Origin of the sequence: Leptospira koniambonensis (assembly GCF_004769555.1) — a bacterium.
GTDB lineage: Bacteria > Spirochaetota > Leptospiria > Leptospirales > Leptospiraceae > Leptospira_B > Leptospira_B koniambonensis.
The window spans coordinates 38,581-64,310 of the sequence record NZ_RQFY01000012.1; the positions used below are offsets into that span (position 1 = coordinate 38,581).

A 25,730-nucleotide genomic window follows, 5' to 3' on the forward strand; every position below is an offset into this window, starting at 1 on the left:
GTTCCGGTGTATACATTATTTACCCGGATCTATCCTTAGTATTTGCCCTGCTCCAAAGTCGGCTATATAAACGGATCCTCTTGCATCTTTTCCGAAACTAGAAATTAGGACTGGCCATTTTCCTAGAGAGTAGGCTTCTTTTACTGAGCTTCCGTCTTTAGGAAGATCGATTGCCCAGATCCTTCCGGATACAAAATCTCCGAATACATATTTGCCATGAAGATCTGAAATTCTATCGTTTGTAACTACATAACCGCCTGTGATTGAACTTCCATCTTCTCTTCCGTATTCATAAACTGGATCTGTTAATCCTTTTTTATCGCAGTCTGTTTTAGGTTCGAAACAATGGGTTGCTTCCATTTTGTTCCAGCCATAATTTTTTCCTGCTTCTACTATATCAACTTCCTCGAATAGATCTTGGCCTACATCTGCTATGATCAATCTTCCGGAAGGATCAAAAGAATATCTCCAAGGGTTTCTGAAACCGTAGGCGAATGTTTCCGGTTTGAAAGAAGGATCTTTTAAGAAAGGATTATCTTTTGGAACTGAATATTCTTTGCCTGGATCTTTAGAATTCACATCCACTCTCAGAACAGAACCTAAGAACGTAGAAGGATTTTGTCCGTTTCCTTTTGGATCTCCCATCCATCCTCCATCTCCCCAAGCAATATATAACATACCGTCTTTTCCGAATGCTAATTGTCCTGCATTATGATTTCCATAAGGTTGTTTTACCTCCATCAAGATCCTTTCTTTAGAAAGTTTTGCTTTTTTAGGATCTTTGGGAAGATCTATTGTCCATTCTGAAACTCTGCTCGTTTCTCCATTTTTTTTTGCTACATAGTTCAAATAAAGAAGTGGTTTTTCAGGAAATTCAGGATGTAACACTACACCCAGAAGTCCTTGTTCTGAGTCGGTAGAAATTCCATCAAGTTTCAGTAATATACCAGAAGTTCCGTCTTTTGGATCCAACCATTTCAAGGCTCCGGTTTTTTCCGCGACTAAGAAGATATCCGGACCAGGGATCATAAGTAAGTCTACAGGTTGTTCGAATCCTTTTCCTATCGTGGTAAGGCTAATCGTGATCTTCTTTCTTTTTTCGTCGTTTTGATTGAAGACTGCAACCAAGCCGGATTCTTTTCCTTCTGCTTTGTACTTGGCCATGTCATCCACATTGGCGACTAAGAGGCGTCGGATGTCATCGCAGGAGAAAAGTTGAAAACATATAAATAATGGAATGCTGAACCTAAAGGATTTGGAAAGGAGAAGTTTCATGGACTGAATTCTTCTTTTGAATCGATTTCCTTCCAGCCTTTTTTGAGAAAGAAGGAGTCACGTAATAGGCGATTTAACCTTTAGAACCATTCCACTCAGATGCAGTTAATTCACCCGATTTAAACTTAAGTAGAGTAGACTCAGAATTCAATTTGCCGAATATATGGGTGGTAGGGTTTACAAAATCGATAAATAATTCATAACGAAATTGTTTCTCTTTAGTAATACTTCTAAAGACGAATTTTTTACTGCTACTTTTCGATCTATCCTTGGGAGGATCTAAAACACTATCTTCCGAAAGATATTTGATTGCATCTGTTAGACTTGCATTTCGATTTTCTTCATACGTTTTTCCGAGCCTCCATTCTTGGATTACTATTCCTTTCTGATCTAAAACTCTAAGTCTTAAGGATCGAAATAGATCTCCTGTTGGAAAGGAATGACCTATATCTTCCGCGAATAAAGAAACGATATATGTTGATTCCGAACTTTTTTCTAGAAAAACGCTAAAAGAATCTCTTAATTTTTGAATATGATGCCCTCCAGGAAAAGTATGAGACTTGGATGAATTAGGTAGTAGATGGCATGATTGGCAATTTTTCTTTCCGTGCCAATAGGATTGTTTCCATTCTTCTACAGTGTTCTGCATTGGAAGATTTGAATAAGAGATGAAGTTTTTCTGTTTAGTGACTGATTCTTTATCCGGAAAATTGAACTGATGGCAATTTGCACAAAATTCCTCGGAGGCTAATAATTCTGTTTGTTTATACTCGTGAACGTTTTCAGTTTGTGTGGGCAAATTGTTAACGAGTATTTTTCCGTCTCTTACATGACATGTTATACAAGATACTCCATCTTCGGATTGGAGTCTTTGGTTTGGATCCTTAGGATCTGAGTTTGCTTGTAGAAAAGGAGCATGGCAATTAAGACACCAGCTCATCGGTTCCTTTTCATGACTTTGTTTGTATAATGGATTGGTAAAGGCTTGGCTATGTCTGGAACCTCTCCAGTTTTCATATATTTTTTTATGACAGGTGCCGCAATCAGCACTGGATTCAGATAATTTTCCCGTTTTGAGATTTTTAACAGAGTCGACTGCTATATCGAAAAAAATCGGATAAACTCCATTCGAAAAACGTAAAGTTTTAATATCCTCTTCCTTACTTTTGCAGAATATGGAACCGCAAAATAAGATGCTAAGAAAGAGAACGAAAAAATGTCTACTATTCAAGGTCGTTGTATGGATCGAATTAGAGTGGACCTATTTTGTCAGGCGTATTACGCCTTTGGAATATTTAAACTTGTATTCCTTATCTGCCGAGACGTATATATAAGGAGAAACTTCTGAAATGGTACAATGAATTGTCTTTTCTGAATCGTCCGGTCCGGTAGAGATATTTCCGCCATCATATTCGATCTGGCAGGAACCATAATCCGATTCAGAGACCGTCAAAAAAGAAACAAGCGATGTGCCTGAATAACGATAAAAAGTCGTCGCACTATCGGAACGGCCAGATGTATTTACCTTCCATTCGGAAACACCGTCTCCATCAAGATCAGTCTCGTAAGCGTCCTTGGTATTTTCCAAAAGAACGAATATACCTTGAGAGTTTTTCAGATATATATTATTGATATCGAATTTTCGATTAAATTCCGAATCAAAAGTATCATAAGAGATCCTATATATAGTTTCCTTCTTCTTTTTGCTAATTTCTTCAATAGTTAAAGTCGAAAGATCTTCTACAGGATTATAACCATTCGTAGATAAAAATTGTATGAGTGATTTATCAAAATTAGCCGCATATTGTTTCGATGACCATTCGAATAAAGTCTGATTATGATATTCTACATCGTTAGCAGAAAACCAAGCATCGAGACAACCGTTTGGTTCTAGGGAGTTTATCGTATAATATTGGAATTTTCTTTCTCCATGATAATATGTAACTCCGGAAACTTTTACTTTTTGTGTAGCCCGAACGAAAGTATCTCCGGGAATAGATTTGTTTTTATCGCAAGATCCTGATTGCCATTCCGTTTTTCCTGGATCTGCCCATGCAGTAGCCCCGCCGTTTAGGATCAAAAACCCGCTGATATCTTCGCTTCCTTCTGGAATTTCGATTGGGGTTCCTTCCGAATTATTTTCTGTACCGGACGAAGTATTTTGATCTATAGTTTTACTTATTAGAAATCCTGCGTAGCTGAAACCTGTCTGGCCAGAAGGAGTAGTTACTTCAACCCATCCATCATACTTACCATCAATTTGTACTTTAAAAGGAGTTTTTCCTGTTACTTTCACTTCAGTACCGTTAGGCAACATCGTGATTATATCTCCGAGTAAGGATGGAATAGATCTAAGTCTTAAGGAAGAGGCGTTTACCATCATTCGTTCGGTGGTTTGTGGAAAGATACTAGCGAACTTATTTCTGGATAACTCTTCATCTAGTGAAATATATCCTTCGGTCTTTTCGGATTTAATGCGATACCATAGAAGACCTTCTCCTCTTTCTTTATCAGGGATCTTATACTCCAGAATTTGAACTACGGCTCCTGCATCTAAACGTATCTCGCATTCTTTTAGGATAGATGGGCCCTTATGAACACAAAGTCCAGATTCTAGAACGTATCCTCTACCAATAGGGGCTTCCTTCTTACAAAATGAGAAAATCGTAATAATGCAAATAATAATGGAAACGGATTTAAGATTCATAAAAACGATGTTGGCCGGCGAAATTTTAAGAACGAAAACTCTTGCGTTTAAATCGAATGTCGATCCTTTTTTGGAGGATCAAATATTAGGAGGTTATTGGAAATGATATGGTTTGAAAGAAGAAGATTGGAGCGTATCGGGATCGAACCGATGACCTTCTGAATGCAAATCAGATGCTCTCCCAGCTGAGCTAACGCCCCTTTTTCAGGGATGAGTGGAAGCTTTGACAGTTTAGAAGTTTGTCGGAAGTCCGACTACCCACTCTATCTAAACCGTTTTACCTGGGCCTGATAAGATTTGAACTTATGACCCCACGCTTATCAAGCGTGTGCTCTAACCAGCTGAGCTACAGGCCCGGTAAGAGACATGATTTTTATTCGAGATTCTCTGGCAAGGGATTTTTAGAATAACAGAGAGGTTTTGCATTTGCGGATTTAAAGATTCACCTTAGATTTGCCTCGTGAGATTCGGAAAAACAACCTTCTTTGCCCTCCTAATCTCTTCTTTTCTTTTTCAGTGTGGCCTTGGCGGATCTGATTTAGAACATTCTTCTGCGAAGAATGGAACTCTGGATTTAAGCAAACATTCTTTCGAAGATGGTAAGATCATCCCTTTAGATGGAGAATGGGAATTTTATCGGGAAGAATTTATTTCTCCACGTGATATCTCCGATCTAAAATTCAAATCCAAAAAAAAATTCGTAACTGTTCCTTCTGTTTGGACTGAAAGTTTTTCCGAAGATCCGGGAGAAGCAGGTCATGGTTACGCCACTTATCGACTTAGGCTGAAATTGGGAGAAAGAAAACAAACCTTGGCTCTCAAAATTCCAGATCTAGGAACTTCTTATATTCTTTATGCAAACGGAAAGAATATCGCAAGTGTGGGTGACCTAGGCAAATCCAAATCGGACGCGAGAGCAAAGTATGAGTTAAAAATTTCTTTGGTTCCCGATTCGGAAAATCTGGAGTTAGTATTTCATGTTTCTAATTTTCAAAATAGATGGGGAGGAGTTTGGAATTCAATTCAGTTAGGGGAATTGGAAAATGTTTTAAAGAATGTTCAGAAACGAAGGGACTTAGAGTGGGCTTTGATACTTATCGCGGCTACAATGTCTTTTTATAATATATTCTTTTATTTTTTCAGAAGGAACGAATCCGCTCATATATTATTCGCATTTCATTGTTTTTTAATTATGATCCGTTCTTTAACAAACGGTGACTCCAGGCTTGCCTATGAATTTTTGCAGGGTATTTCCTGGGAATTGCCAAATCGTTTGGAGTATATAAGTGTATATGCTTCGGGTCCCACATTGTATGCGTTCTTATATAGATACTGTAAAACTGATTTTTGGAGAAGATTCGGTCATTATATTTGTATCCCTTACTATTTAGCAGTCGTTATTGTATTATTTTTTCCTAATGAATATTATACACTTACACTTCTGCCAATCGCATTATATATGCCTTTGGTCACAATGCCTATTTGGCTAGTCTTGCTTGCAATAGGTTTGAAAAGAAGGATAGAAGGCGGACGTATCCTATTTGCAGGCTATATAGTGATTAGTTTGGCAACCTTGAATGATATCATGCTCTTTTTTGGATTTTGGAAAGGTGTTTACCTGATCCAATATGGAGAAGTTGCACTGATACTTGGATATTCCATTTTGATCTCTAAAATTTTCTCAGAAGCATTCCAACGTTCGGATACGTTAGGAACCAAAATGAAATCTTTGGTGTTCTCTACTAGAGAGATCATGCAATCTTCTTCTTATGATAAGGCTGCTGACACTGCTTTAAAGATGTTTCATGAGAATGGAAAAGAACAAACAGTGTATGTATATTTAGAAGAACCGAATTCTTCTGTTTGGAAAAGATATTCTATCTCATCTTTGGGAGATTTAGAAACTGTAGAAGTTTATAAGTATGATGTGCGAGATCTTTTGGGTTTGGACCCTTCTTCCCTTGTTGAGCCATTAATTCAAAATAATAGACTGATTGTATCTGTTCAAGATGAACAACTCTATAAATTGGTCTTTGATCTTCCTTTTGAAAAATATTCTGATGAATCCCAGGTGGATTGGGTAAGAGGGATTGCAGATGCACTTGCATTTTCAGTGCGCAATATTGCAAGGCAAGATAGGGAGAAGCTTGCGATTATAGGAGAACTTTCAGCGGAGATTGTTCATGATTTGGGTCATCCAATTGCGATGATCCGCCAAAATCTGAAAAATATAGGGTCTCAAAAAGGTAAATCTAAAACCAGTTTTCTTTTTCAAGCGGAGAAGGAGGTGGATGCACTTACAAATCTTACCTTAGATATATTAGATTTTTCTAAAAATAGGATTATTTTGGATTTGCAGAATGTAGATATCAAAACTTATTTTAAGGAAATTTTCGAAGACCTTGGGACTTTTTTCCAATCCACTAAGATGAAACTTGTCTCTAAGATAAATGCAAAGGGGAGCATTCGTCTGGATCCACTTCGTATTCGCAGATTGATCTTTAATCTGGCTAAAAATGCAGCAGAAGCCACTGATGAGAAAGGTACATTTTCTATTCGGATCGAAAAAGAGGAGAATGTTGCCTATCTGATCTTCGAAGACAATGGAGAAGGTTTTAGTAAGGATATGGAAAAATATATTTTCGATTCAGGATTCGGAAGTAAAAAACCGTATGGAACCGGGCTTGGACTTTCTATTATTCGTAAAATTGTATCCGCTCATGGAGGAGAGATACTTGTTTCTTCTGAAGAAGGAAAAGGAACAAGATTTACAATTTTACTTCGTTCTTAGTCTGACTCTAAGGACTTGAGTTGAACTAGAATTCTGGTTAATTCTACCATATTATCCACTTCTAACTTTTTGAAAATGGATGCTCGATGGGCTTCAACTGTTCTGACGCTTAGTTTTAGTTCTTCTGCGATCTCTCTGTTTAGTTTTCCTTTGGATAAAAAGTTTAGTATCTCGCTTTCTCTTTTAGTAAGCTTTTTTACTATCTCGGCAATATCTCTTATATGTTTTTCGTCATAGCTGAAGTTTGCAATTTCTCCTGGAAATACTTTGCCTCTATTTAATACTTTTTTAATAGAAGCCATAATAGATTCCATGGAATCACTTTTTAGAATATAACCGTCAGCACCTGCGGAGATCGCATCTTGCAAATAGGACCAATCCCTATGCATTGTTAGAAATACGATCTTCATATCCGGAAATTTTTTACGGATAGAATCCAATTCTTTGATCCCATTCTCGTCTTGGAGAGAAACGTCGCAGATCAGAAGGTCGGGGCTTGCGAAACCCATCATTTTAGTGCCTTCTCGAATGGAAGAAGCTGAACCACAATATTCATAATCTCCGGAAGCTTTGATCTCGGATTCCAATCCAGAACGAACAATAGGATGGTCGTCTATTAAGAATATTTTAGGACGGGTTCGGACGGACATTTTTTCGGATTTTAGGGAATATAGTATCAATGGCAATCCTTAAAATTTTCCGAACCCGTTGAAATATTATAAAATTATGAAGGACTTCTTCTTAGTTAAACTCATAGATTGCCTCATATTCGTTATAAGATCCATAACCAGGCTGGGTACAAGTGGTTTCTGCATACCAAGGATCGAATCCGCCAAACCCAGTTCCGCTGGTATAATAACTTCTGGTAGTAATTCCTCCGTCTGTAGGATAAGTGCATCTTCCACTTCTAGTGAATGAGGCGCCATTTAGTCCGGCGCAATCGTTCGAGGCTCCTACATATGCGGTTCCGCCTCCCAAGGTGTCGTAACATCTTGCATAGTCCATTTGGTTAGAAACACCGGTGGCCTGAACTTGCCCGTTTGCAATATTTGTTCTATAACTTGCCGGAAATGCGCCGCTGGAATATTTAACTTCTATAATATATGTTCCGCTGGTAAGATTTGTTTTTTTAAATTGAGCTCCCGTTTTTCCATTTTCTACAATTGTAGTTTTAGAGCTGGTAGGACTACTGTAATAATATAAATTCAGATTGGCACCAAAATATCCGAAGATATTGAAAAGAACATCTCCTGTGCTTCCTAATGTAATTCTAAGATAACTATTTTGATCTGCAGCGCTTACGAGCCTGCTATAAGTATTAGGCGCTCCTAATGTAATATCTATGATCGGTCTGTATCTTATGGTTTTTGAAAGAAATGGATTTCCGTTTTTTGTGATTACGAGCGGGAGAGTAGTGTTCTCGGTAATCCCTGAGATAATAGGCATTGTAAATTCTAAACTTCCATCTCCGGGAAGATTGATCCCGGCAGCAGATTCTCCTCCTACTGTAATTGTATAATCTCCTGCAACTCCTGTGAAATTATTTGTAGTAAGAGTATTTTCTGAGCCAGGAAAACCTTTTTCAAATACTATATCTGCAACAGGGAGATTATTGAGCACGACCAAATACATTAAAGGATCTGTGCCGCTATTATCTTTTGTACAACTGACCAGGCCGATTGTGTAGAATAATAAAATATAGATCCAAGCTTTTCGATTGAGGTTCATGATTTCCTTGCCTTTTTTAGGAAAATTATGACCCCTAAGTAAATAAATTTCTATTCGTAAGACTACTAGGTCCGTGCTCTCTTATAGGTAGAAGCCGAAGGTGTTAGGCGTGGAATTTATTAAATTTTATTTTTGATATCTATTATTCGAATCTTTAAAGGTTTCAAGTGATTAGTCACTATATTCCAAATTATTTCGTCATCGACCTCAAAATAACCGTGAGTGATGAAGTCGCGTAAGCCAGCAATTTGACGCCATTCTATATCTTGGTTCGAGGTCTTTATAGATTCGGGGATTTTTTTAACAACTTCTCCGATGATCTCTAAATTTCGTTCTACTGCGCGCTTCCTTAGAGTATCTTGCTTATAAAGTGAAAGGCTATTAATTTCTTTCAGAAATTCGAATATTTCATCTATGGAGGTCAGAATATCCTCCAATAATACAATTGCGTCACGCGGCATAGATCGTTTCGTCGATGATCCGTGCTTTTAGTCTGGGTTTAACTTTTTCTTTAATTACTAAATCGATTTTTCTGTTGAATAAGTCCTCTAAAAAGATCTTTAGCCCCATATAATTGGGAAAAGTTTTTTGGCCCGAAGAAAACTCGACTAAGATATCTATATCACTTTCTGGATTGAAGTCGTTTCTGGCAAATGAACCAAACAATCCGATATGCTCTACTCCATAACGTTGGAGGGTTTCCATATTGGTTGTTAGGGAGGAAAGAATTTGATCCCGATTTAGTGAAAGCATTGGCCGATATCCCGATCCTTTTAACTAAAGGTCAGAAGAGAAATTGTCAAGCGCTTTTGAGAAGTATGAAAAATCGCGCTTACTTATTTCTCTTAAAGCTGATCCCTTTATTACCAAGAACAGTCAGCCAAAAGTTTGAATCTCTTATAACAAAATGATAAACTAAAAAAGTCACAGCATATACGAAGAAGATATGAAGTGAAAATTTGATCCAGATAGAGAGACTTGTGCTCACCACCAAGAATCCAACTCCAAGAGAAATTGGATGATGGATTAAATATACAGGCAAACTAGATTCTCTTAGATAAGAACTGAGTTTATTCGTTTTATTAAAGAAGAGCTGGAAAAGTCTGATGAAGAATGCGATCCAGATCCATCCGCCTAAACATTTTAGAAAGATATGAAGTATTCTCATTCCGAATCCAGTATATCCGAAATAAGACCAGTATGGATCTATTGTGCTGACCCAATAAAATAATCCGAAAAATATAAAAGATAAAAACCCAAGTAGAATGATCTCAGAACGATCGGTTTTTCCTTTTAAGATTGTACTTTCTTTTCCGATCAAAAAACTTCCGAATAAGAAAAAGCTGAAATCATATATGAACTGGACTGGTTCTATATTCAGGTATTTTTCGTCCTTTAGGAAAAAGTAATTAATTCCGCAGGTCCAGATTGTGCACCAAATTCCTGCGATAAGTAATGTTTCCCATTTTACACTGGATCTATTTTCAGATCCTTCTTCTCCATATCTGGAAGAAGGAAGTATAAATTTTCCGATCCTGAAGACAACTGGCCGGACACCTAAATATAAAAATGTATATAATGCTAAATATAAAATGAACCAAAGATGAGACGGGGCTGGATTTTTGAGTAAAAATTCTTCCCATAAGAATTTGAAATAGTTTCCTTGGTAACCTTCTTGTAATGCGTTCACATAATATTGCATTGGTGCAAATAATATGATCCCTGGGATTAAAGGAAGAATGATCCTTAATGCTCTTAGTTTCAAAAATTCTTTTAATGTTTTAGAAAGATAGATCCTTTCAGTAAAATAGCCTGAAAGCACGAAGAACATCGGCATTCTGAAAAGGTGCACCCACTCTCCGAATACATCAAAGGCGATGGATCTATCATTATTTCTTAATGGATATATGATAATTGCGGCATATACAATCGCCACATGAAATGCTAATCCTAATAATAGTGCGAAGGATCTGAGATTGTCTAGATAATCCAGCCTGTTTTGTTTGGCCGGAGAGCTTTGTTCAGCCAAGAATTACTGGTCCAATGTGTATTTAAAAAACGTGTCCCGTATCAATATATGGCTTGGGTCGTTTTTAGGTTGTTCGACCATCTTATCTTTTACCAAAAGATTGATCGCGGATACTAAATCCGTATGTTCTAATCCAACTCTTAAGATGGCCCATTTCATAAATGCGCCCAAATGAACTTTGTATTGCCCATCTTCTTGCTCCCCTCTCGTTTGTGCGAAAGTGATGAGTGCAGAAGTTACAATATTCTTTCTGTCTCCTTTTAAAAGACTAGCTATGGTTTGGTTGGTCTCTCTTAATCTGGAAGAAAGCATCTTTACCATCTTTAAAGAGAAAGAAGGATTGGTCTGGATTAGGTTATAGAACACGCTCTCGGTGATCGCAAATAATAATACGTCGGTCTTCGCAATGGCCCTTGCACTTCTGGGTTTGCGATCCACCAGTGCCATCTCACCGAACATATCCCCTTCTTTCAGTTCTATTAGAAGTTTGAATGCTTCTTTTACTTTTTTATGGATCCCCACTTTTCCGGTGAGGATGAGATACATTTGATCAGCAGGTTCGTTCTCATCAAAAATAACAGCAGACTCCTTAAAGCGGAGGCCGTGTTTGTTTACCATATCTTCTGAGATCTTCATGCTAAAACGGACTGGAAAAGTTTTCAGTCCTCATGTACGATATCGGCGATTGGTTGGGAGCCGCAATCAATTATTCTGGTAAGAAGGCGGGAACCTCAGAATTTTACGTTGACTGCCCGACCTTCGTAAGTAGCGTCTCATTCGTTTTCCCTAAGGAGGGAATCGTGAACACGAAAAAAATCCTCCTGCTCTCTGCAGCGTTCATTATCATTTTCATAATAGGTTTTGCACTCAAACCTTCTCCTATTCAACCCATCGCTTACCAACCTCCTGTCGATACTGGTTTGATTGGCAACTTCCAAGAAAACAAAGCTTTGGAATTAGCAGAACTAATCGCACTCGGAAAGATACATGGTCCAGAAGATATAGAACCGGATGAAGACGGTAATATTTACTCTGCAAGCGAAGATGGCAAAGTGTATCTCATTTCTAAAGATGGGGAAATGAAGGCACACGCATTTACAGGAGGACGGCCTCTTGGAATGAAACTATTAGGAGATGGTTCTATTATAGTTGCTGATGCGATCAAAGGTCTCGTCCAGATCAGCAAAGATGGAAAAGTAGAAGTTCTTACCACAGAATCGGAAGGTGTTCCTTTTAAATTCACAGATGATCTGGATGTTGCTAAAGATGGAACGATCTATTTTTCCGATGCGAGTGATAAGTATGGCTCTGCAGAGTATTTATATGATCTAATGGAATCTGTTCCTCATGGTCGTTTATTAAAATACGATCCACATACAAAAAAGACCACTACTCTAATGAAAGATCTTTTCTTTCCGAATGGAGTAGCTCTTTCTAAAAATGAAGATTTCCTAGTATTAAACGAAACTTATAAATATAGGATCCATAGATATTGGATCAAAGGACCTAAGGCCGGAACAAGCGAGATCTGGGCGGAGAATCTTCCTGGATTTCCTGATAATATTTCCTCCGATCGTAAAGGTCATTTCTATCTAGCGTTATTCACCGTTCGTAATAATATGGTGGATAAGATCTTACATCCTCGTCCTTGGACAAAATCAATCGTAGCTAAACTGCCTAAATTCCTTTGGCCAAAACCTCAACCTTATGGTTTTGCAGTCATTCTGGATGAAAACGGAGTGGTTGAGGCAAGTTTCCAAGAACCAAAAGGAAAACACCTGAAAGAGATCACTTCCGTGAAAAGAAAAGGGGAGTATATCTATTTAGGAAGTCTTCATAACGACAGGATAGGAAAGTTCAAACTTCCTCCTGAATTAATAAAAGAATAAATAAGGAAAATTGAATATATCATGGATTTATCCATACCTAAAGAATTAGACGGAATTAGAGCAAAAGCAAAAGCATTCGTGGATGAGATCGCCATTCCCGCAGAAGATCATTACGATTACGATCATGGCAGAATGCCAGAGGCGATCGCTCAAAAATTAAGAGAAGAAGCTAAAAAAAGAGGCCTATGGACTGCTCACCTTCCCAAGTCAGAAGGTGGTTTAGGTCTGGATCTAGTTGGCACTGCACTTGTATTCAGTGAGCTAGGACGCTCTCCTATTGCTCCCTATCTTTGCAACTGCGATGCTCCTGACGAAGGAAATATGCACCTTCTTCATTTAGCAGCAAACGAAGAACAAAAGAAGAAGTATTATCATCCTCTTGTAGAAGGCAAGATCCGCTCAGCGTTTGCAATGACTGAACCTCCTCCAGGTGCTGGTTCGGATCCCACTGCTCTTGCGACTAACGCGGAAAAGGATGGAGATCATTATATTCTGAATGGTCATAAATGGTACTGCACTGGAGCAAATGGTGCTTCTTACTTGATAGTGATGTCCAAGGTGAATGGTAGTTTCAGAAGGACTTCTATGTTCCTTGTGCCAACGGATTCTCCTGGATACACAATGGTTCAAGAGATAGGAGTTTTAGGTTCTCATGGTCCCGGCGGTCACTGCGAATTAAAATTTGAAAACGTAAAAGTGCACGAATCCCAAGTACTCGGAAAAATTGGAGAAGGTTTCAGACTTTCCCAAGAAAGATTAGGTCCTGCAAGACTTACACATTGTATGAGATGGATCGGACTTGCTAGAAGATCCATGGAGATCGCAAGAGAATACGCGATCAAAAGAGAATTATTCGGTGGAAAATTATCTGATCACCAAGGTATCCAATGGATGTTTGCAGAATCTTCTTTGGAAATAGAGTCAGGTTTTTTACTTACGTTAAAAGCTGCTGATATTCTTCGCAAAGGTGGAGATGCAAGGCAAGCAGTCTCTTTAGCTAAATGGCAAGTGAGTGAAACATTGAACAAATGTATCGACAGAGCCATTCAAATTTGTGGATCTCACGGTTTTAGCCGTTATCTTAAATTAGAATTATTTTATAGAGATGCGAGAGCTGCAAGGATCGCAGACGGTCCTACCGAAACCCATAAAATGGTGATCGGCAGGAATTTAATATCTGGAAAGGAGAGCTTTTAATCGTGAAAGATTCCGAATTGAAGGAAAGGCTGGAATCATATTTAGGAAAAAGGCTCCAAGGAACAGTAGAAATCGCTAATATGGTTTCTCTTTCGGGAGGAGCCTGCCAGGAAAATTTTTCCGCCGATATCAAAGTGAATGGCGGTCCTGAATCTGGCCAATACCAAACTGTATATCGAACAGATAAAGGTGCGGCCTTGCTTGCTTCTTTATCTAGGATCAATGAATTCAAAGTTTGTAGAATGGCATTTGAAGCAGGAGTCAAAACTCCTGAGCCATTTTGGTTAGAATCTGATATTGCAGTTACCGGAAATCCATTCTATTTTATGAAAAGGATCCAAGGTAAGGCTACAGGAAGATTTGTAGTAAAAGATCCAAGTTTAAATAAGGTCCGTAAACAAATCACCCAAGAACTCGCAGAAAATCTTGCAAGTATCCACTCAGTGACTCCTGAGAAATGTAAGGATGAAAACCTTAAAGAAGTTTTAAATCTTGGACAAAATGTAAGTGGTAAGACTGTAGCCCAAGGTTCTGTCCAAGCATTACGTTCTCAATTGGAATCTATGGATGGAGCTTATCCCGCTATGGAAATCATTTTGAATTGGTTAGAGAAGAATGCTCCTGAAAGTGATTCAGTTGTGCTGATCCATGGAGATTTCAGAACAGGAAACTTCATGGTGAATTCAGAAGGTCTGCAAGGAATTGTGGATTGGGAATTTGCGCATTGGGGAGATCGTCACGAAGATCTGACTTGGTTATGTATGAGAGATTGGAGATTCGGAAAATTGAATAAGGAAGCTGGCGGTTTTGCAGATCGTTCTGAGTTCTACGATATTTACGAAAAAGCTTCCGGTATAAAACTAGATCCTATCAAGATCAGATATTGGGAAGTGATGGGAAATCTTCGTTGGGCGATCGGTTGTATCGGCCAAGCAGAACGCCATCTTTCTGGAAAGGATAAAGGAATAGAACTCGCATCCATAGGAAGAAGAGCCTGTGAGATGGAATACGAGGCAATGAGACTTATTGAAGAGTCCATAAAATAAGGAAATCATAATGCAGGATAAACCAAGCGCCACGGAATTATTGGAAGCAATCCAGGATTTTCTAATGAAGGAAGTCCTACCTGAATTTAGGGATAAGGACCTTCTCGCATATAAAACATTAGTAAGTTGGAATATGCTCGGAGTGATTTCCAGAGAGATACGCTCTGGCGAAGAATCTTTAGATAAAGAACTTACGAGACTTTCCTCTTTACTCAAAAAGAAAGCGGAGTTTCCTAAAACTTGGAATGAGAAGAAGAGCCTAACTTCTTCTTGGAATGAAGAACTGAGAGATATTATCCGAAAGGAAAAAAAATCTTTGGAAGATACGGAATACTGGAAACATATAAAAGAATCCGTAATCGAAAAAGTTGAGATCGTAAATCCTAGATTCACTACGGAATCCTAGACATGTCCGTAATATATCTGATTCGCCACGGACAGGCGAACTCCACTGGAGAAGATTATGATCTATTGACTAATAGGGGAAAGGAACAGGCCTTTGCCCTTGGAAAGTATATGGCTTCGAATGGAGACTTTCCAGATAAGATTATCTCTGGGACAATGAGAAGGCATAAAGAAACTGCAGAATTTTTTATGAAAGGGATCAGTTCTATACGTTCAGATCTCAAAGCTGAATCTGATTTTCATTCTTTCGATGCAAATTGGAATGAATTTCCTTCCGAGTTATGGAAGAAGTATGCAGAGCATCTTTCTGGAACAAAACCTGAATTCCAAAGATCCCTATTACAATTTTCTAAAGTTCGATTAAAAGGCGGGGTTCGATCTGCCGCTCTGTTCTTTAAACTAACTGAAGAGATCTTATCTGTTTGGAGAAAAGGAGACTTCACTCCGGAAGGAATAGAAACTTTTGCAAATTTTCAGTCCAGAGTAGAGCTTGCCTGCGATACTTATTTCCAACCTTCTAATTCAGAAAGAACCTTTATTTTTACTTCAGGCACACCAATTTCATTAACTCTGAAAAAGCTACTTAGACAAGACGAAGATGTTTTTACTTGGATGCCTTGGATCTGGAATAGTTCTGTAAGTATGTTCCGTTGGGTAAGAGGAAGATATATTCCTGTGAGTTTAAACTTTCTTCCTCATATTCCAGATAAAAGTGATAGGACATTATACTAAATCTAAACTTGTTCTAATGATAGGAACGTTGTTGTAATTCGTTCGTCGGAATTCCAACGGCGGGTTGTTTCCTTTTGGAAATAAAAAAGTGTGGACTTAGATGTTTGAAGGTGTAGGATTCTGCCCCGCTAATCCGCATGAATTCCTTGGTATCCTCACTAGAAATTCGTTCCTCAAAGGATAGAAATTTAGGCTTTCTATCCATATACATAGGATCTGCATTCGTTCTTATACTATTTGTTCTCATTTATTTCACGGATGAAACGGAATTATTACGGATTTACGATAATATACATTGGACTTCGTCTATCGCGATTGCTACGATCACTGCTTGGTTCGGTTATAAATCTGCAGAAGGGAAGACTAAAAGATTCAGGCTCTGGTTTTTTCTAGGACTTCTTTCTTATTTTCTGGGCCAGGTTGTTTGGGATATTCAGGCCATTTCCAAGTTTTATAGTTTTCCTGCACCAAGTGATCTATTCTATCCATGGTTAGGGCCATTCTTTGCTATTGGATTTGCTAGATTCTTAAAAGATAGGGTTCCAACTAATAGAATGAAGGTGGCCATTATGGATGCCTTAGGGCTTGCGATCGCAGTACTTGCAGTCACGCTAGTCTTATATCTTTCTAAAAAAGAAGATAGGCCTTGGTTCCAGTTATTAACCTTATCAGCTTATCCAGTGTTCACAATTTCTGCAGCGTGTATTGGCGCCTTGATGAAACCTTCCTTACGTTTAAAGGCAGATTTTTCTTTTTTATGTTTGATAATCGGACTCGCAGGAATGGGGATCAGTTGGCTGCAATGGAATTCTTTATTTTTGATTGCTGTTCCAGAAGACGGAACCTTGACTAACGCAGGATTTTCCGCCAGTCTTCTTCTATTAGGATACGGGACATTAACCTGGGTTCCTAGTTCTTCTGGAGAGATAGAAAGAGAATCGGGAACAGAAAGCGGGCTCCTAAGAATTCTTCCTTTATTGGAAGTGATCGTTTGTTCTGCGGCAATCGTTCTTTCCTTAACTCTACCTGGTTTACCTGAGATCATTCGATTGGTGATTTGGTTTTCTGCCGGGGTAATGGTGGTGATTGCAAGTCTTAGGCAAAGTTTGCTCGTAGCAGATCTGGCTACCGCAGAGTTTGTGATCCGAAATGCAAATAAAGAATTAGAGGTCACAGTCGCAGAGAGAACGGAAGAATTAAGATCTACCAATACATATTTGATAACTGCAAACGACAAACTCAGATCTGCAATGGATGAACTCAAAAAAACCCAAGAAAATTTGGTTCGATCCGAAAAAATGGCGGTATTAGGAAGATTGATGGCAGGAATTGCTCACGAATTAAACACTCCGTTAGGCGCAATTCGCTCTTCTACCGAAGGGATACGTTCTATACTAAGCGAACCTTGGGAGAAACTTTTAAAAGATTATTCCAGTTTTAATAGAGAAGAACGAGAATTTTGGGGGATCTTATTCAAGAAAGGAGGAACAGTTACTTCTGACTTCGATTCCAAGGAAGAAAGATCTAAAAGAAAAAAATCAGAAGTAATACTAAAAGAATTCGGTATAGAAAATTCTCTAGTAATGGCGGATGCTTTGACAGATCTCGGAATTTCCCCTGATCAAGTTTCTGAATTAGCAGACAAGATCCCAAAAGGAGAAAGAGGATGGATGATCGTAAGTAATGCATCTGCTCTTTCAAGCATTTCCAGATCCAGCCAGCTAATTTTGGACGCTTCTATCAAAGCCTCTAGAGTGATCCAGGCATTAAAAAGTTATGCATCCGGAGAAGGGGATTGGAAACCTCACTCAGAATCTGTTTCTTCTAAAGAGCAGATAGAGAATATTATCACATTATATTATTCTAAAATAAAAAATAAGGTGATTGTAGATATCAATATCCCTGAATCCGCAAAGGTATTGGGGGATCCAGAAAGATTATACTTGATCTGGACTAATTTGATAACAAACGCATTACATGCGATGAATTATTCTGGAAGGATCTTTGTGGATGCAGAAAGAAAAGGTGAATACTGGGTGATCTCTGTTCAAGACACAGGCAGTGGAGTTCCTATAGAGATCAGGGATAGGATTTTTGATCCATTCTTCACAACCAAGTCTCCTGGAGAAGGGACAGGGTTAGGTCTAGATATTTGCAAAAATGTGGCAGAAGAACATGGAGGCTCCATCAGATTTGTCAGTTCAGAAGGAGGTACAACATTCTACGTTACCCTCCCTGCCTCGCCCTAATTATTAGGTTGATGTGAAAAATTGCCCGTACAGAGTTGTGCGAGCTTTCGAAATTTTTTTCCAGATTCTTATGAACGGACCTAAGAGTGACAACGTATATCGCGATCTATTCGAACAATCTCCTATCGGACTTATGATCTTTGATAGGCAGGGCAAAATTATAGAAGTTAATGATTCTTCTCTACGTTTCCTAAGAGCAGGGAAAGATAAGATCATCGGGCTTTCTTATTCTAACCTAAAAGATACAAGAGTTTCCACATTAATTGGCAAGGGCCTCCAAGGAGAGGCTTCCGATTACGAAGGACCTTATAATACTACAGTCAGTGGATTGTTATTACAGGTCCGTATTAGAGTAAATCCGCTCTTTGATGATTCGGGAATTTTCGGTGTTACTTTAATTTTCGAAGATCTAACAGAAAGAAAGAAGACGGAAGAAAAATTAGCAGTAACACTTTCAGACATTCGTGTCGCTCAAGAAGCATTAGAAGAGCACGAGGTTAAATTTAAGACATTATTCGAATCAGCGGGAGAGGCAATCTTTCTCATGGACGATAAGATCTTCTTAGAATGTAATCCTAAAACAGAAGAGATGTTTGGATGCAGAAGAGGAGATATAATAGGAGCTTCTCCTGTAGATTTTTCTCCAGAGATGCAGCCAGATGGTGCTCCTTCTTCTCAAAAGGCATTTCAAAAAATACAAGCCGCTTTTGCAGGCAAACCTCAGACTTTCGATTGGTTACATTGCAGAAAGGATAGGACTAATTTTGATGCAGAGGTTACATTAACTTCTGTAACTCTGAATGGAAAATCTCTATTGCAAGCAATCGTAAGAGATATTTCGGAAAGGAAAAGAGCGGAAGAAGAGATCCGACAATTAAATGAGGATTTGGAACAAAAGGTTGTTCTTAGGACAGAACAGTTAAAGGCAACAAATACTTATTTAGAAAATATAAATAGAGATCTTCTTTTAGCATTAGAAGAGTTGAAATCTACTCAGGCACAACTAGTTCAATCTGAAAAGATGGCAGTGCTCGGGCAATTGATCGCTGGTATTGCTCATGAAGTGAATACTCCTTTAGGCGCGATTATTTCTTCTAACGAAGGAATACAAAGTGTATTCCGTCAAGATTGGGAAAAATTACTCTGCGAATTTGCAGACTTGGATACTCAAGAAAGGGAATCCTGGAAGAAAATTTTCACCAAAGGAAGTATTTTTCCGGACTTCTATGATTCTTCTGAAGAAAGAAAAAATAGAAAGATCATCCGAGAAACATTACAAAATCTTGGATTTCCATCATCCGAATTCTTATCTGAAAACCTTGCGGAATTAGGGATACGAGTAGAAGATATTCCGGATTTAGTCCAAGGAATTCATAAAGAAAAATTTCCTACTTTAGTTGCAAATGCTTATAATCTTTCTGGAATTTTAAGATATAGTAATGTGGTCAGAGAAGCAGCTTCTAAGGCAGCCAGAGTAATAAGAGCTTTAAAAACCTACGTATACCAAGACCATGCAGGTATAAGTCTGATCGATATCCGAGAACAGATGGATCTGGTCTTAACGATATATTATAATAAGGTAAAGCAAGGCGTTGAGATCCGTAGGAATTTTGCAGATAATTCGCTTGTGAAAGGACAAGCAGATCAGCTGACTCAGGTTTGGGCCAATTTAATCAATAATGCATTTCAGGCGATTTCTTACCAGGGAAGATTAGATTTGGAATCTTATATCAACGGTGATTATCTGATCGTATCTGTAACTGACGATGGTCCTGGAATTCCAAAAGAGATCCAAGATAGGATTTTCGAACCATTTTTCACCACAAAAGAAAAAGGAGAAGGAAGTGGTTTAGGTTTGGACATTTGTAGAAAGATTGTAGAAAGACACCAAGGAAAAATAGATTTCGATTCTGTTCCTGGAAAGACTACATTCAGGGTTCATCTACCTTTAGCGGAAAAATTTTAAAAGCCGCTCTTTTATAAAAGGCGGCTTTTTTGTGATCAGGATTTTTTAGGGACTTCGCTTCCTTTAATGAAAGCGGGTCTTGCTCCTAATTTTTCTTCCCAGGCTTTGAGTTTCGGATAATCATCCAGAGAAAGATCAATATAAGATCTTGCTTTTACCCAAGGCCAGGTCGCGATGTCTGCGATACTCAATTCACTTCCTGCAAGATATTCTGATTCTTTCAGACGTCTTTCCAAAACTGAATATAGTCGTTTTGTTTCATCTACATAACGATTCATCGCGTATGGAATTTTTTCAGGCGCAAACTTAACGAAATGGTTTGCCTGTCCTTGCATTGGGCCGACGCCACCCATTTGGAACATGAGCCACTGGATAGCGATAGATCTTTCTTTTGGATCCTTCGGTAAAAATTTTCCGTATTTTTCTGCAAGATAGATCAGAATTGCGCCAGATTCAAAAACAGGAAAATCCCCGTTGTCTTTGTCTACGATGGCAGGTATCCTACCGTTTGGATTGATTTTTAGATACCATTCTTCTTTTTGCTCTAATTTGCTAAAATCGATTGGATGTACTGTATAAGGAATTCCTAATTCTTCCAGCATGATGGAAGCTTTTTTTCCGTTAGGCGTCCCTGCGGTATATAATTCGATCAAATGATTCTCCTTTAACTCGGCCGGAAAATCCGGATATAATTTGGACTATGGTTTTTAGACTCTTGGCAGAATTCTTTTAGAGTAAAACCCTTTTATTTTTTGGAGAATCTTGGAGATCAGGCAAAAAATACAGAATGTATAATATGCCCGGACAAAAGGAGCATACTTAAAATTCCTAGATCGTATGCGATATTTCTCCAAGGTTGTTTGTGAAGAAAATAGAAAATTGCATGAAGTATCCTGGATAATATAAATATTCCGGAATAGATGATGGTCCCTTCATGCCAGCTATAAGTATGGATATATCCTATTAACAAGAATAAGAAAATTGGAATATTCTCTAAGTCATTCCTGAATACTCCGTTTGCAGTTGCGACTACCGTATGATCGTCTGTGGCCGGAAATGAATTGGTAAAAAACTCTGCGTCTTCTTTCCAGCGGAATGTTTTGGTTTTGATCCGGACCAAACCCTGAACGATGGAAGTGGAAAGTAATTTTAAAAACAGAATTACTGTAACGATCGCAAAGACCTGCCAAGAAGATTCCATTCTATGCTCCTGAATGCAAAGATTGACGGAGCATAGGATCGAACTTAATTCAGATTAATGCGAGCAAAAAATAAACTTACTCAGACTTCAGTTTCTCTTTTTTGAGTCGTTTCCTGATTTCTTTTCCTCGTTTTTGGTTCTCTTCCAGAACTTTCAGAATGATATCCACAGGAAATGCGGTGCCTTGGAACATTCTTGAAAAAACTCGATCAGGCATATCATACCAGCGAGCCTTTGAAGAAAGTAGAAGTTCTCCTGTTTTTTTAAGATGTACAGTTCCTTTTGTATAAAGCCTTCTGCGTCTTACCATTGTGACCCAACATCGGACTTCTAACTCTTCTCCCAAAGGACATGCCTTATAATAACGCATATACAACTGGTCGGTCATCACAAAATGACCTAAATGAAAACATAAAACACCTTGGGCCTCATCTAATAGAGTAGCAAGAGCTCCTCCATGAGCATAACCCGGTGCTCCTTCAAAATCTTTTTCTATAGTCCAAGCAAATCGAACTTCTCCGCTTGGTTCATGAAAAGGAAAGCTTGCATGCAAACCTCTTTTATTTTCCGGTCCACAACCGAAACAATTCTTATGATGCCAGTCTTGTCCATTTTGGCTGGCCTTGATATGTTTATAAATGTCTTCCGCAGTCATCTGTTTATACAACCATGGAAAAATTCCGAGTAAACCGAACAAGGACGAAATTCGAGACAAGACTGTAACGAACAGTGTATTTGTTTTGCTTCCGAACTTAAAAGAAGAAGGCCCAAATTCTTCTTCAAATCCCTTGACCGATTCCTGCCAGTTTATAATCTCATTTCCGTCGAGGAGTGAACGATGAAAGCCGCAGTATTAGAATCCGGAAAAAGAAATTTGGTCATCAAAGAGGTTCCAATTCCTCATCTTGGCCCAGAACAAGCTAAGGTAAGGATCAAAGCTTGTGGTATCTGTGGTTCTGATCTACATTTAGTATTACATGGAACCTTAAAGTGTAAACATTACCCTCAAATTCCTGGGCATGAAGCTTCCGGTGTAGTGGAAGAAGTGGGAGAAAAAGTCACTCGTATCAAAAAAGGAGATAGGGTAGTGATCGCTGCAGGAACAAGCTGCGGTGTATGTTCTCATTGTTTAGCAGGAAGAGAAAATCTTTGCAAAGAGATCGGAGTATTCGGTTTTGATAGAGAAGGTAGTTTTGCAGAATATAATATAGTAGAAGAACGTTATCTGTATCCTCTACCTGACTCAGTTCCTTTTGAACAAGGTGCAATCTTAGCAGATGCAGTTTCTACTCCTTATAACGCGATCAAGTTCAGAGGAAAGATCCAAGACGGAGATAATGTTGCAGTCTTTGGGTGTGGTGGCCTTGGAATTCACGGAGTAGTGATAGCTAGAGCTTTGACTAAGGGTAAAGTTATTGCTCTGGATGTGGACAGAGGCGCACTAGAAAATGCAACCGCTTATGGTGCAGACGAAGTAGTGAATTTAAGAGATATAAAAAATCCGGGTAAAACCTTAAAAGAAATTTGTAAGGGTGGAGTGGACCTTCTCGCAGACTTCTCAGGAAGAATGACAAATATAGAAGAGTCACTTCGTGCAATGAATCCTGGAGGAAGAATGGTGCTTGTAGGAATTGGAAGAGAACCCTTAAAGTTTTCCATTCCATTCTCCATCATTGAAAAACAGATCACAGTCGCAGGTTCTTATGGTTCGGATAGAAGAGCTATCCCTGAATTGATAGATCTTTATGTGCAAGGAAAATTAAATCTTAGCAGATCAATTACGGATGTGAGAAAATTAGAGGACATCAACGAAAGTCTGCAAGATCTGGAAGACAGAAAAGGAAATCCGATCCGATTCGTGATCTCTCCTTCATAATTTCAAAAAGAACTTTGCTTGCTATCGTATCTGCTTCTTAAATCCTAACGGATAGATAGCTGATGTTTAAAGAATATTTACAGTATATATTTTCCAGAGGGCAGATCCGATTTATCGTACTCGTCCGGTCCATTTTAATATTGTTTAGCGCAACTCTTGCGATGCAAGCAGGAGGAGCTGTAACTCTGGACTTACTTCTGGTCATCTTAGGGATAATCGGAACTTATGCGGCGAATGGATTTGTGATCCGATCTAAAATGGATCCAGAGAAGCCTGTAAAATTTTCGAAGTACTTTATATTCTTACTTCCCTTAGCATTGTTTTTAATCCTCTATCTTTTGATCTTTCTTCAAGTGACAGGATCTTTTTTAGGAACGCAACTCGAAGAATTTGCCAAAAAGAAGAGTATTGATCAGAGCGTTCCTTACCCTGTGGAATTCATTCAATTCTTTTTGATATCCACATTTGTATCTGGATTAATTATGCATTTGCTCTTGCCGGTAATTTTTTCCAAACTAAGTTTGATCCAAGGATTGAAAGAATTACCGAATAGCATCAAACGTTCTGATTACATTATGGCAGCTTGGACCCCGCTCGTAATTATGTTTGCTCCGGTGCTTTTGGCTTCTCTTATTTCCAGTTCTGAGGAAATGACGGATTCCGTTTTTGGAAAGATTTTACAGGTCGTGATCTTTTTCTTTATGCTCACCTCGGATATTTTTTTACAATACCCGACTTACTATTTGATCCGCACCGAGAAAAAGACCGCAGACAGTCCTGAAAATTAGAGCTTAAGCTTTTAAGAAACTCATAGTATCTCTTAAACTTTTTGCAATATTCAATAGCCCAGTTGCACTTCCTGCGATCTCTTCCGAGTTTGCAGCGCTGTTCTGGACAGTGACAGAAATATTTGAAACCGCATTTGCAGTTTCTGAAATTGCTACTTTTTGTTCTCTAACAGAAGTTCTGATCTCTTCCGATTTCGAATCTACATCGTTGACTGCGGTGATGATTGTTGCCTTCTTCTCTTGTTGGACTTTCATAGTGGAAACTATATTGTCTGAAGAAAGTTTAATGAAGGAAAGCCCTTCCAAAATTTCCGCATATACTTTCACACAACTATCCACGAAGTTTTTGCCAGATTCAATTTCCTGATTACTTGTGCGGATCAAACTTTCGATTGTTTTGGTACTTTGATCCGTTTGTTCTGCGAGTCTAGTTATCTCTGTGGCAACTACTGCGAATCCTTTTCCATGTTCTCCAGCTCTCGCTGCTTCAATAGCTGCGTTTAATGCAAGAAGGTTTACTTTTTCAGAAATTTCCTGGATGATCGCTGTGATAGATCTCATTTCTCCGGAACTGGATTCAATTTTTATCATACTTTCGGAAAGGCTTCCCATCGTTTTTTTACCTGCTTCCGTTTTAGAATACATATCCGAAATTTTTCCTAAAGAATCAGAAACTGAATCTCCTACCTTAGTGATCAAACTATCCAGCTCTTTCATTTCACCCGAGAAAGAAAGGATCAACTTATACTGACCTTCTGCATTCGTAGTGACTTGTTCCATACCTGCACTAATCTCTTCAACCGAGGCAGAAATTTCTTCCACGGAGGCGGATTCACTTTGGGCATTTTCTGAAAGATACTCACTTGATTTAGAAAGTTGTTCTGCAGCCACCAAGATGGATTCAGAGAAGGTAAGGATAGAAGAGAGCATCTCTTTTACTTTTGTCTGAAAATTCCGGAACACTAAGGATAAGAGATAAAGTTCGTCTAGATTCAGAATATCTTCGTCTACTTCTACCGGATTACTAAAATCTGCATCTCGGATCGATATTCTAACTCGATTTAATCCCTTTACGAGTCGGATCGAAAACTTGATAGAAGCATACAAAATATATACGAGTGTAAGTGCAGAAAGTGAAAGAAAAATTGTAAGACTCAATGCGTATTCTGTTTCTGCTCTTTGGTAAATCCTTTCCGAGATAATCAGCTGAACTGAGATCAGCTTTTCTATATTCCCAGCAACTGGATCTATCATAGAATACATCCTATGATCTGCAAAATTTCCCAGACCTTCTTTGTCTTTTGCAACCATAAGTGCTCTTGCTTCTTCTACACTTTTATCCGCGTCTGCAAAAAGAGGTTTTAACTTATCGATCAGCACAGTTTCTTCTTCTACCAAATGGGTTTGGAGATAAGCATTCCATTCCGACTTGATGTCTTTCATAGCCTTGTCTAGATTTTCGATACCTTCTTCGTAGGTGAACGCGCCACTTCTTGTTTTGTGAACACAATCGACGATGGAGATTGCATAATGGTCTGAGATTGTTTTTAATTGTTTTAAAGGAATTAATCTGTCGTTCCGGATTGTTTCTATATCGTTGATCCTAGAAGCGGAATTGATGAGAGAAAGAGCCAGGATAATTAAAAAAGGGATTAATACAGAAGAGAACAAGATCGCAAGTTTAGATTTTAAGCTTAGTCGCAAATACCATTTCATGAAAACACTCCGGCCGGGGAGTATAACATAGAACACAATATAAATCGAGCAAATTAGAACGCTTCCACCAACTAAATGAGAAGAACGATTTTCTGACTGAAGAATTTATTTCCTAGGGGATAGTATCTTCTTCAC

At 38.5% G+C, this 25,730-nt stretch carries 23 protein-coding genes and 2 tRNA genes; 10 read left to right on the forward strand and 15 right to left on the reverse strand.

Annotation, left to right across the window (positions count from 1 at the left end; genetic code table 11):
• Window positions 1-15: 15 nt before the first annotated feature.
• The 5 genes from EHQ52_RS18055 to EHQ52_RS18075 form a co-directional block, all read right to left on the reverse strand.
• Window positions 16-1,275, reverse strand: coding sequence for a PQQ-dependent sugar dehydrogenase (locus EHQ52_RS18055; RefSeq protein WP_135616663.1), 1,260 nt, complete (start codon window positions 1,273-1,275; stop codon window positions 16-18).
• 73 nt (window positions 1,276-1,348) lie between these two features.
• Window positions 1,349-2,506, reverse strand: a complete 1,158-nt coding sequence (locus EHQ52_RS18060) for a multiheme c-type cytochrome (RefSeq protein WP_244244951.1) — start codon at window positions 2,504-2,506, stop codon at window positions 1,349-1,351.
• Between the two features lie 30 nt (window positions 2,507-2,536).
• Window positions 2,537-3,982, reverse strand: a complete 1,446-nt coding sequence (locus tag EHQ52_RS18065; RefSeq protein WP_135616665.1) for an SH3 domain-containing protein — start codon at window positions 3,980-3,982, stop codon at window positions 2,537-2,539.
• Window positions 3,983-4,109: 127 nt separating this feature from the next.
• Window positions 4,110-4,182, reverse strand: a tRNA-Ala gene (locus EHQ52_RS18070).
• Window positions 4,183-4,264: 82 nt separating this feature from the next.
• Window positions 4,265-4,338: transfer RNA gene (locus tag EHQ52_RS18075), tRNA-Ile, on the reverse strand.
• 104 nt (window positions 4,339-4,442) lie between these two features.
• Between EHQ52_RS18075 and EHQ52_RS18080 the strand changes: the two genes are divergently transcribed.
• A complete protein-coding gene (locus tag EHQ52_RS18080) occupies window positions 4,443-6,773 on the forward strand; it encodes a sensor histidine kinase (protein WP_135616666.1) in 2,331 nt (776 codons plus the stop codon).
• Here EHQ52_RS18080 and EHQ52_RS18085 read toward each other — a convergent pair.
• The 6 genes from EHQ52_RS18085 to EHQ52_RS18110 form a co-directional block, all read right to left on the reverse strand.
• Window positions 6,770-7,423, reverse strand: coding sequence for a response regulator (locus EHQ52_RS18085; protein ID WP_244244952.1), 654 nt, complete (start codon window positions 7,421-7,423; stop codon window positions 6,770-6,772). The genes EHQ52_RS18080 and EHQ52_RS18085 overlap by 4 nt on opposite strands.
• A 91-nt stretch (window positions 7,424-7,514) precedes the next feature.
• The gene (locus EHQ52_RS18090) at window positions 7,515-8,501 is read right to left on the reverse strand and encodes a hypothetical protein (protein ID WP_135616668.1); all 987 of its coding nucleotides are present in this window, start codon (window positions 8,499-8,501) and stop codon (window positions 7,515-7,517) included.
• 119 nt (window positions 8,502-8,620) lie between these two features.
• A complete protein-coding gene (locus EHQ52_RS18095; RefSeq protein ID WP_135616670.1) occupies window positions 8,621-8,962 on the reverse strand; it encodes a HepT-like ribonuclease domain-containing protein in 342 nt (113 codons plus the stop codon).
• Window positions 8,952-9,206: a nucleotidyltransferase family protein gene (locus tag EHQ52_RS18100; protein ID WP_244244953.1), complete on the reverse strand. Its 255-nt coding sequence runs from the start codon at window positions 9,204-9,206 to the stop codon at window positions 8,952-8,954. The genes EHQ52_RS18095 and EHQ52_RS18100 overlap by 11 nt, the downstream gene beginning before the upstream one ends.
• Window positions 9,207-9,333: 127 nt before the next feature.
• Entirely contained in the window at window positions 9,334-10,530 is a 1,197-nt protein-coding gene (locus EHQ52_RS18105; RefSeq protein WP_135616674.1) for an acyltransferase family protein, read from the reverse strand.
• 3 nt (window positions 10,531-10,533) lie between these two features.
• Entirely contained in the window at window positions 10,534-11,166 is a 633-nt protein-coding gene (locus EHQ52_RS18110; protein ID WP_135616677.1) for a Crp/Fnr family transcriptional regulator, read from the reverse strand.
• A 32-nt stretch (window positions 11,167-11,198) separates the two neighbouring features.
• Here EHQ52_RS18110 and EHQ52_RS18115 point away from each other — a divergent pair, with 32 nt between their 5' ends.
• The 7 genes from EHQ52_RS18115 to EHQ52_RS18145 all read left to right on the forward strand — a co-directional run bounded on the left by EHQ52_RS18115 (window position 11,199) and on the right by EHQ52_RS18145 (window position 20,014).
• Complete coding sequence (locus EHQ52_RS18115) at window positions 11,199-12,419, forward strand: SMP-30/gluconolactonase/LRE family protein (RefSeq protein ID WP_135616679.1); 1,221 nt, start codon at window positions 11,199-11,201, stop codon at window positions 12,417-12,419.
• A 21-nt stretch (window positions 12,420-12,440) separates the two neighbouring features.
• Entirely contained in the window at window positions 12,441-13,616 is a 1,176-nt protein-coding gene (locus EHQ52_RS18120) for an acyl-CoA dehydrogenase family protein (RefSeq protein WP_135616680.1), read from the forward strand.
• Between the two features lie 2 nt (window positions 13,617-13,618).
• Window positions 13,619-14,662 (forward strand): phosphotransferase family protein, encoded by a 1,044-nt coding sequence (locus EHQ52_RS18125; protein ID WP_135616682.1) that lies wholly within the window; start codon window positions 13,619-13,621, stop codon window positions 14,660-14,662.
• 10 nt (window positions 14,663-14,672) lie between these two features.
• Window positions 14,673-15,068, forward strand: a complete 396-nt coding sequence (locus EHQ52_RS18130; RefSeq protein ID WP_135616684.1) for a DUF6285 domain-containing protein — start codon at window positions 14,673-14,675, stop codon at window positions 15,066-15,068.
• Between the two features lie 2 nt (window positions 15,069-15,070).
• Window positions 15,071-15,799 carry a histidine phosphatase family protein gene (locus tag EHQ52_RS18135; RefSeq protein ID WP_135616686.1) on the forward strand — a complete coding sequence of 243 codons (729 nt, stop codon included), beginning with the start codon at window positions 15,071-15,073 and terminating at the stop codon, window positions 15,797-15,799.
• Between the two features lie 137 nt (window positions 15,800-15,936).
• Window positions 15,937-18,048, forward strand: a complete 2,112-nt coding sequence (locus EHQ52_RS18140; protein WP_135616689.1) for an ATP-binding protein — start codon at window positions 15,937-15,939, stop codon at window positions 18,046-18,048.
• A 70-nt stretch (window positions 18,049-18,118) separates the two neighbouring features.
• Window positions 18,119-20,014 carry a sensor histidine kinase gene (locus EHQ52_RS18145; protein ID WP_135616692.1) on the forward strand — a complete coding sequence of 632 codons (1,896 nt, stop codon included), beginning with the start codon at window positions 18,119-18,121 and terminating at the stop codon, window positions 20,012-20,014.
• 35 nt (window positions 20,015-20,049) lie between these two features.
• Here the strand turns inward: EHQ52_RS18145 and EHQ52_RS18150 are convergent, their stop codons facing one another.
• The 3 genes from EHQ52_RS18150 to EHQ52_RS18160 all read right to left on the reverse strand — a co-directional run bounded on the left by EHQ52_RS18150 (window position 20,050) and on the right by EHQ52_RS18160 (window position 21,870).
• Window positions 20,050-20,667, reverse strand: a complete 618-nt coding sequence (locus tag EHQ52_RS18150) for a glutathione S-transferase family protein (protein WP_135616695.1) — start codon at window positions 20,665-20,667, stop codon at window positions 20,050-20,052.
• A 116-nt stretch (window positions 20,668-20,783) separates the two neighbouring features.
• Window positions 20,784-21,215: an MAPEG family protein gene (locus EHQ52_RS18155; RefSeq protein ID WP_135616698.1), complete on the reverse strand. Its 432-nt coding sequence runs from the start codon at window positions 21,213-21,215 to the stop codon at window positions 20,784-20,786.
• A 76-nt stretch (window positions 21,216-21,291) separates the two neighbouring features.
• The gene (locus tag EHQ52_RS18160) at window positions 21,292-21,870 is read right to left on the reverse strand and encodes a PaaI family thioesterase (RefSeq protein ID WP_100710294.1); all 579 of its coding nucleotides are present in this window, start codon (window positions 21,868-21,870) and stop codon (window positions 21,292-21,294) included.
• Window positions 21,871-22,053: 183 nt separating this feature from the next.
• Here EHQ52_RS18160 and EHQ52_RS18165 point away from each other — a divergent pair, with 183 nt between their 5' ends.
• Together EHQ52_RS18165 and EHQ52_RS18170 are read left to right on the forward strand one after the other, a co-directional pair.
• Complete coding sequence (locus EHQ52_RS18165; protein ID WP_135616701.1) at window positions 22,054-23,091, forward strand: zinc-binding dehydrogenase; 1,038 nt, start codon at window positions 22,054-22,056, stop codon at window positions 23,089-23,091.
• A 62-nt stretch (window positions 23,092-23,153) separates the two neighbouring features.
• Window positions 23,154-23,879, forward strand: a complete 726-nt coding sequence (locus EHQ52_RS18170) for a hypothetical protein (RefSeq protein ID WP_135616704.1) — start codon at window positions 23,154-23,156, stop codon at window positions 23,877-23,879.
• A 3-nt stretch (window positions 23,880-23,882) separates the two neighbouring features.
• On the opposite strand, the gene EHQ52_RS18175 is transcribed toward EHQ52_RS18170, so the two are convergent.
• Window positions 23,883-25,595 carry a methyl-accepting chemotaxis protein gene (locus tag EHQ52_RS18175; RefSeq protein ID WP_135616706.1) on the reverse strand — a complete coding sequence of 571 codons (1,713 nt, stop codon included), beginning with the start codon at window positions 25,593-25,595 and terminating at the stop codon, window positions 23,883-23,885.
• Between the last annotated feature and the right edge of the window lie 135 nt (window positions 25,596-25,730).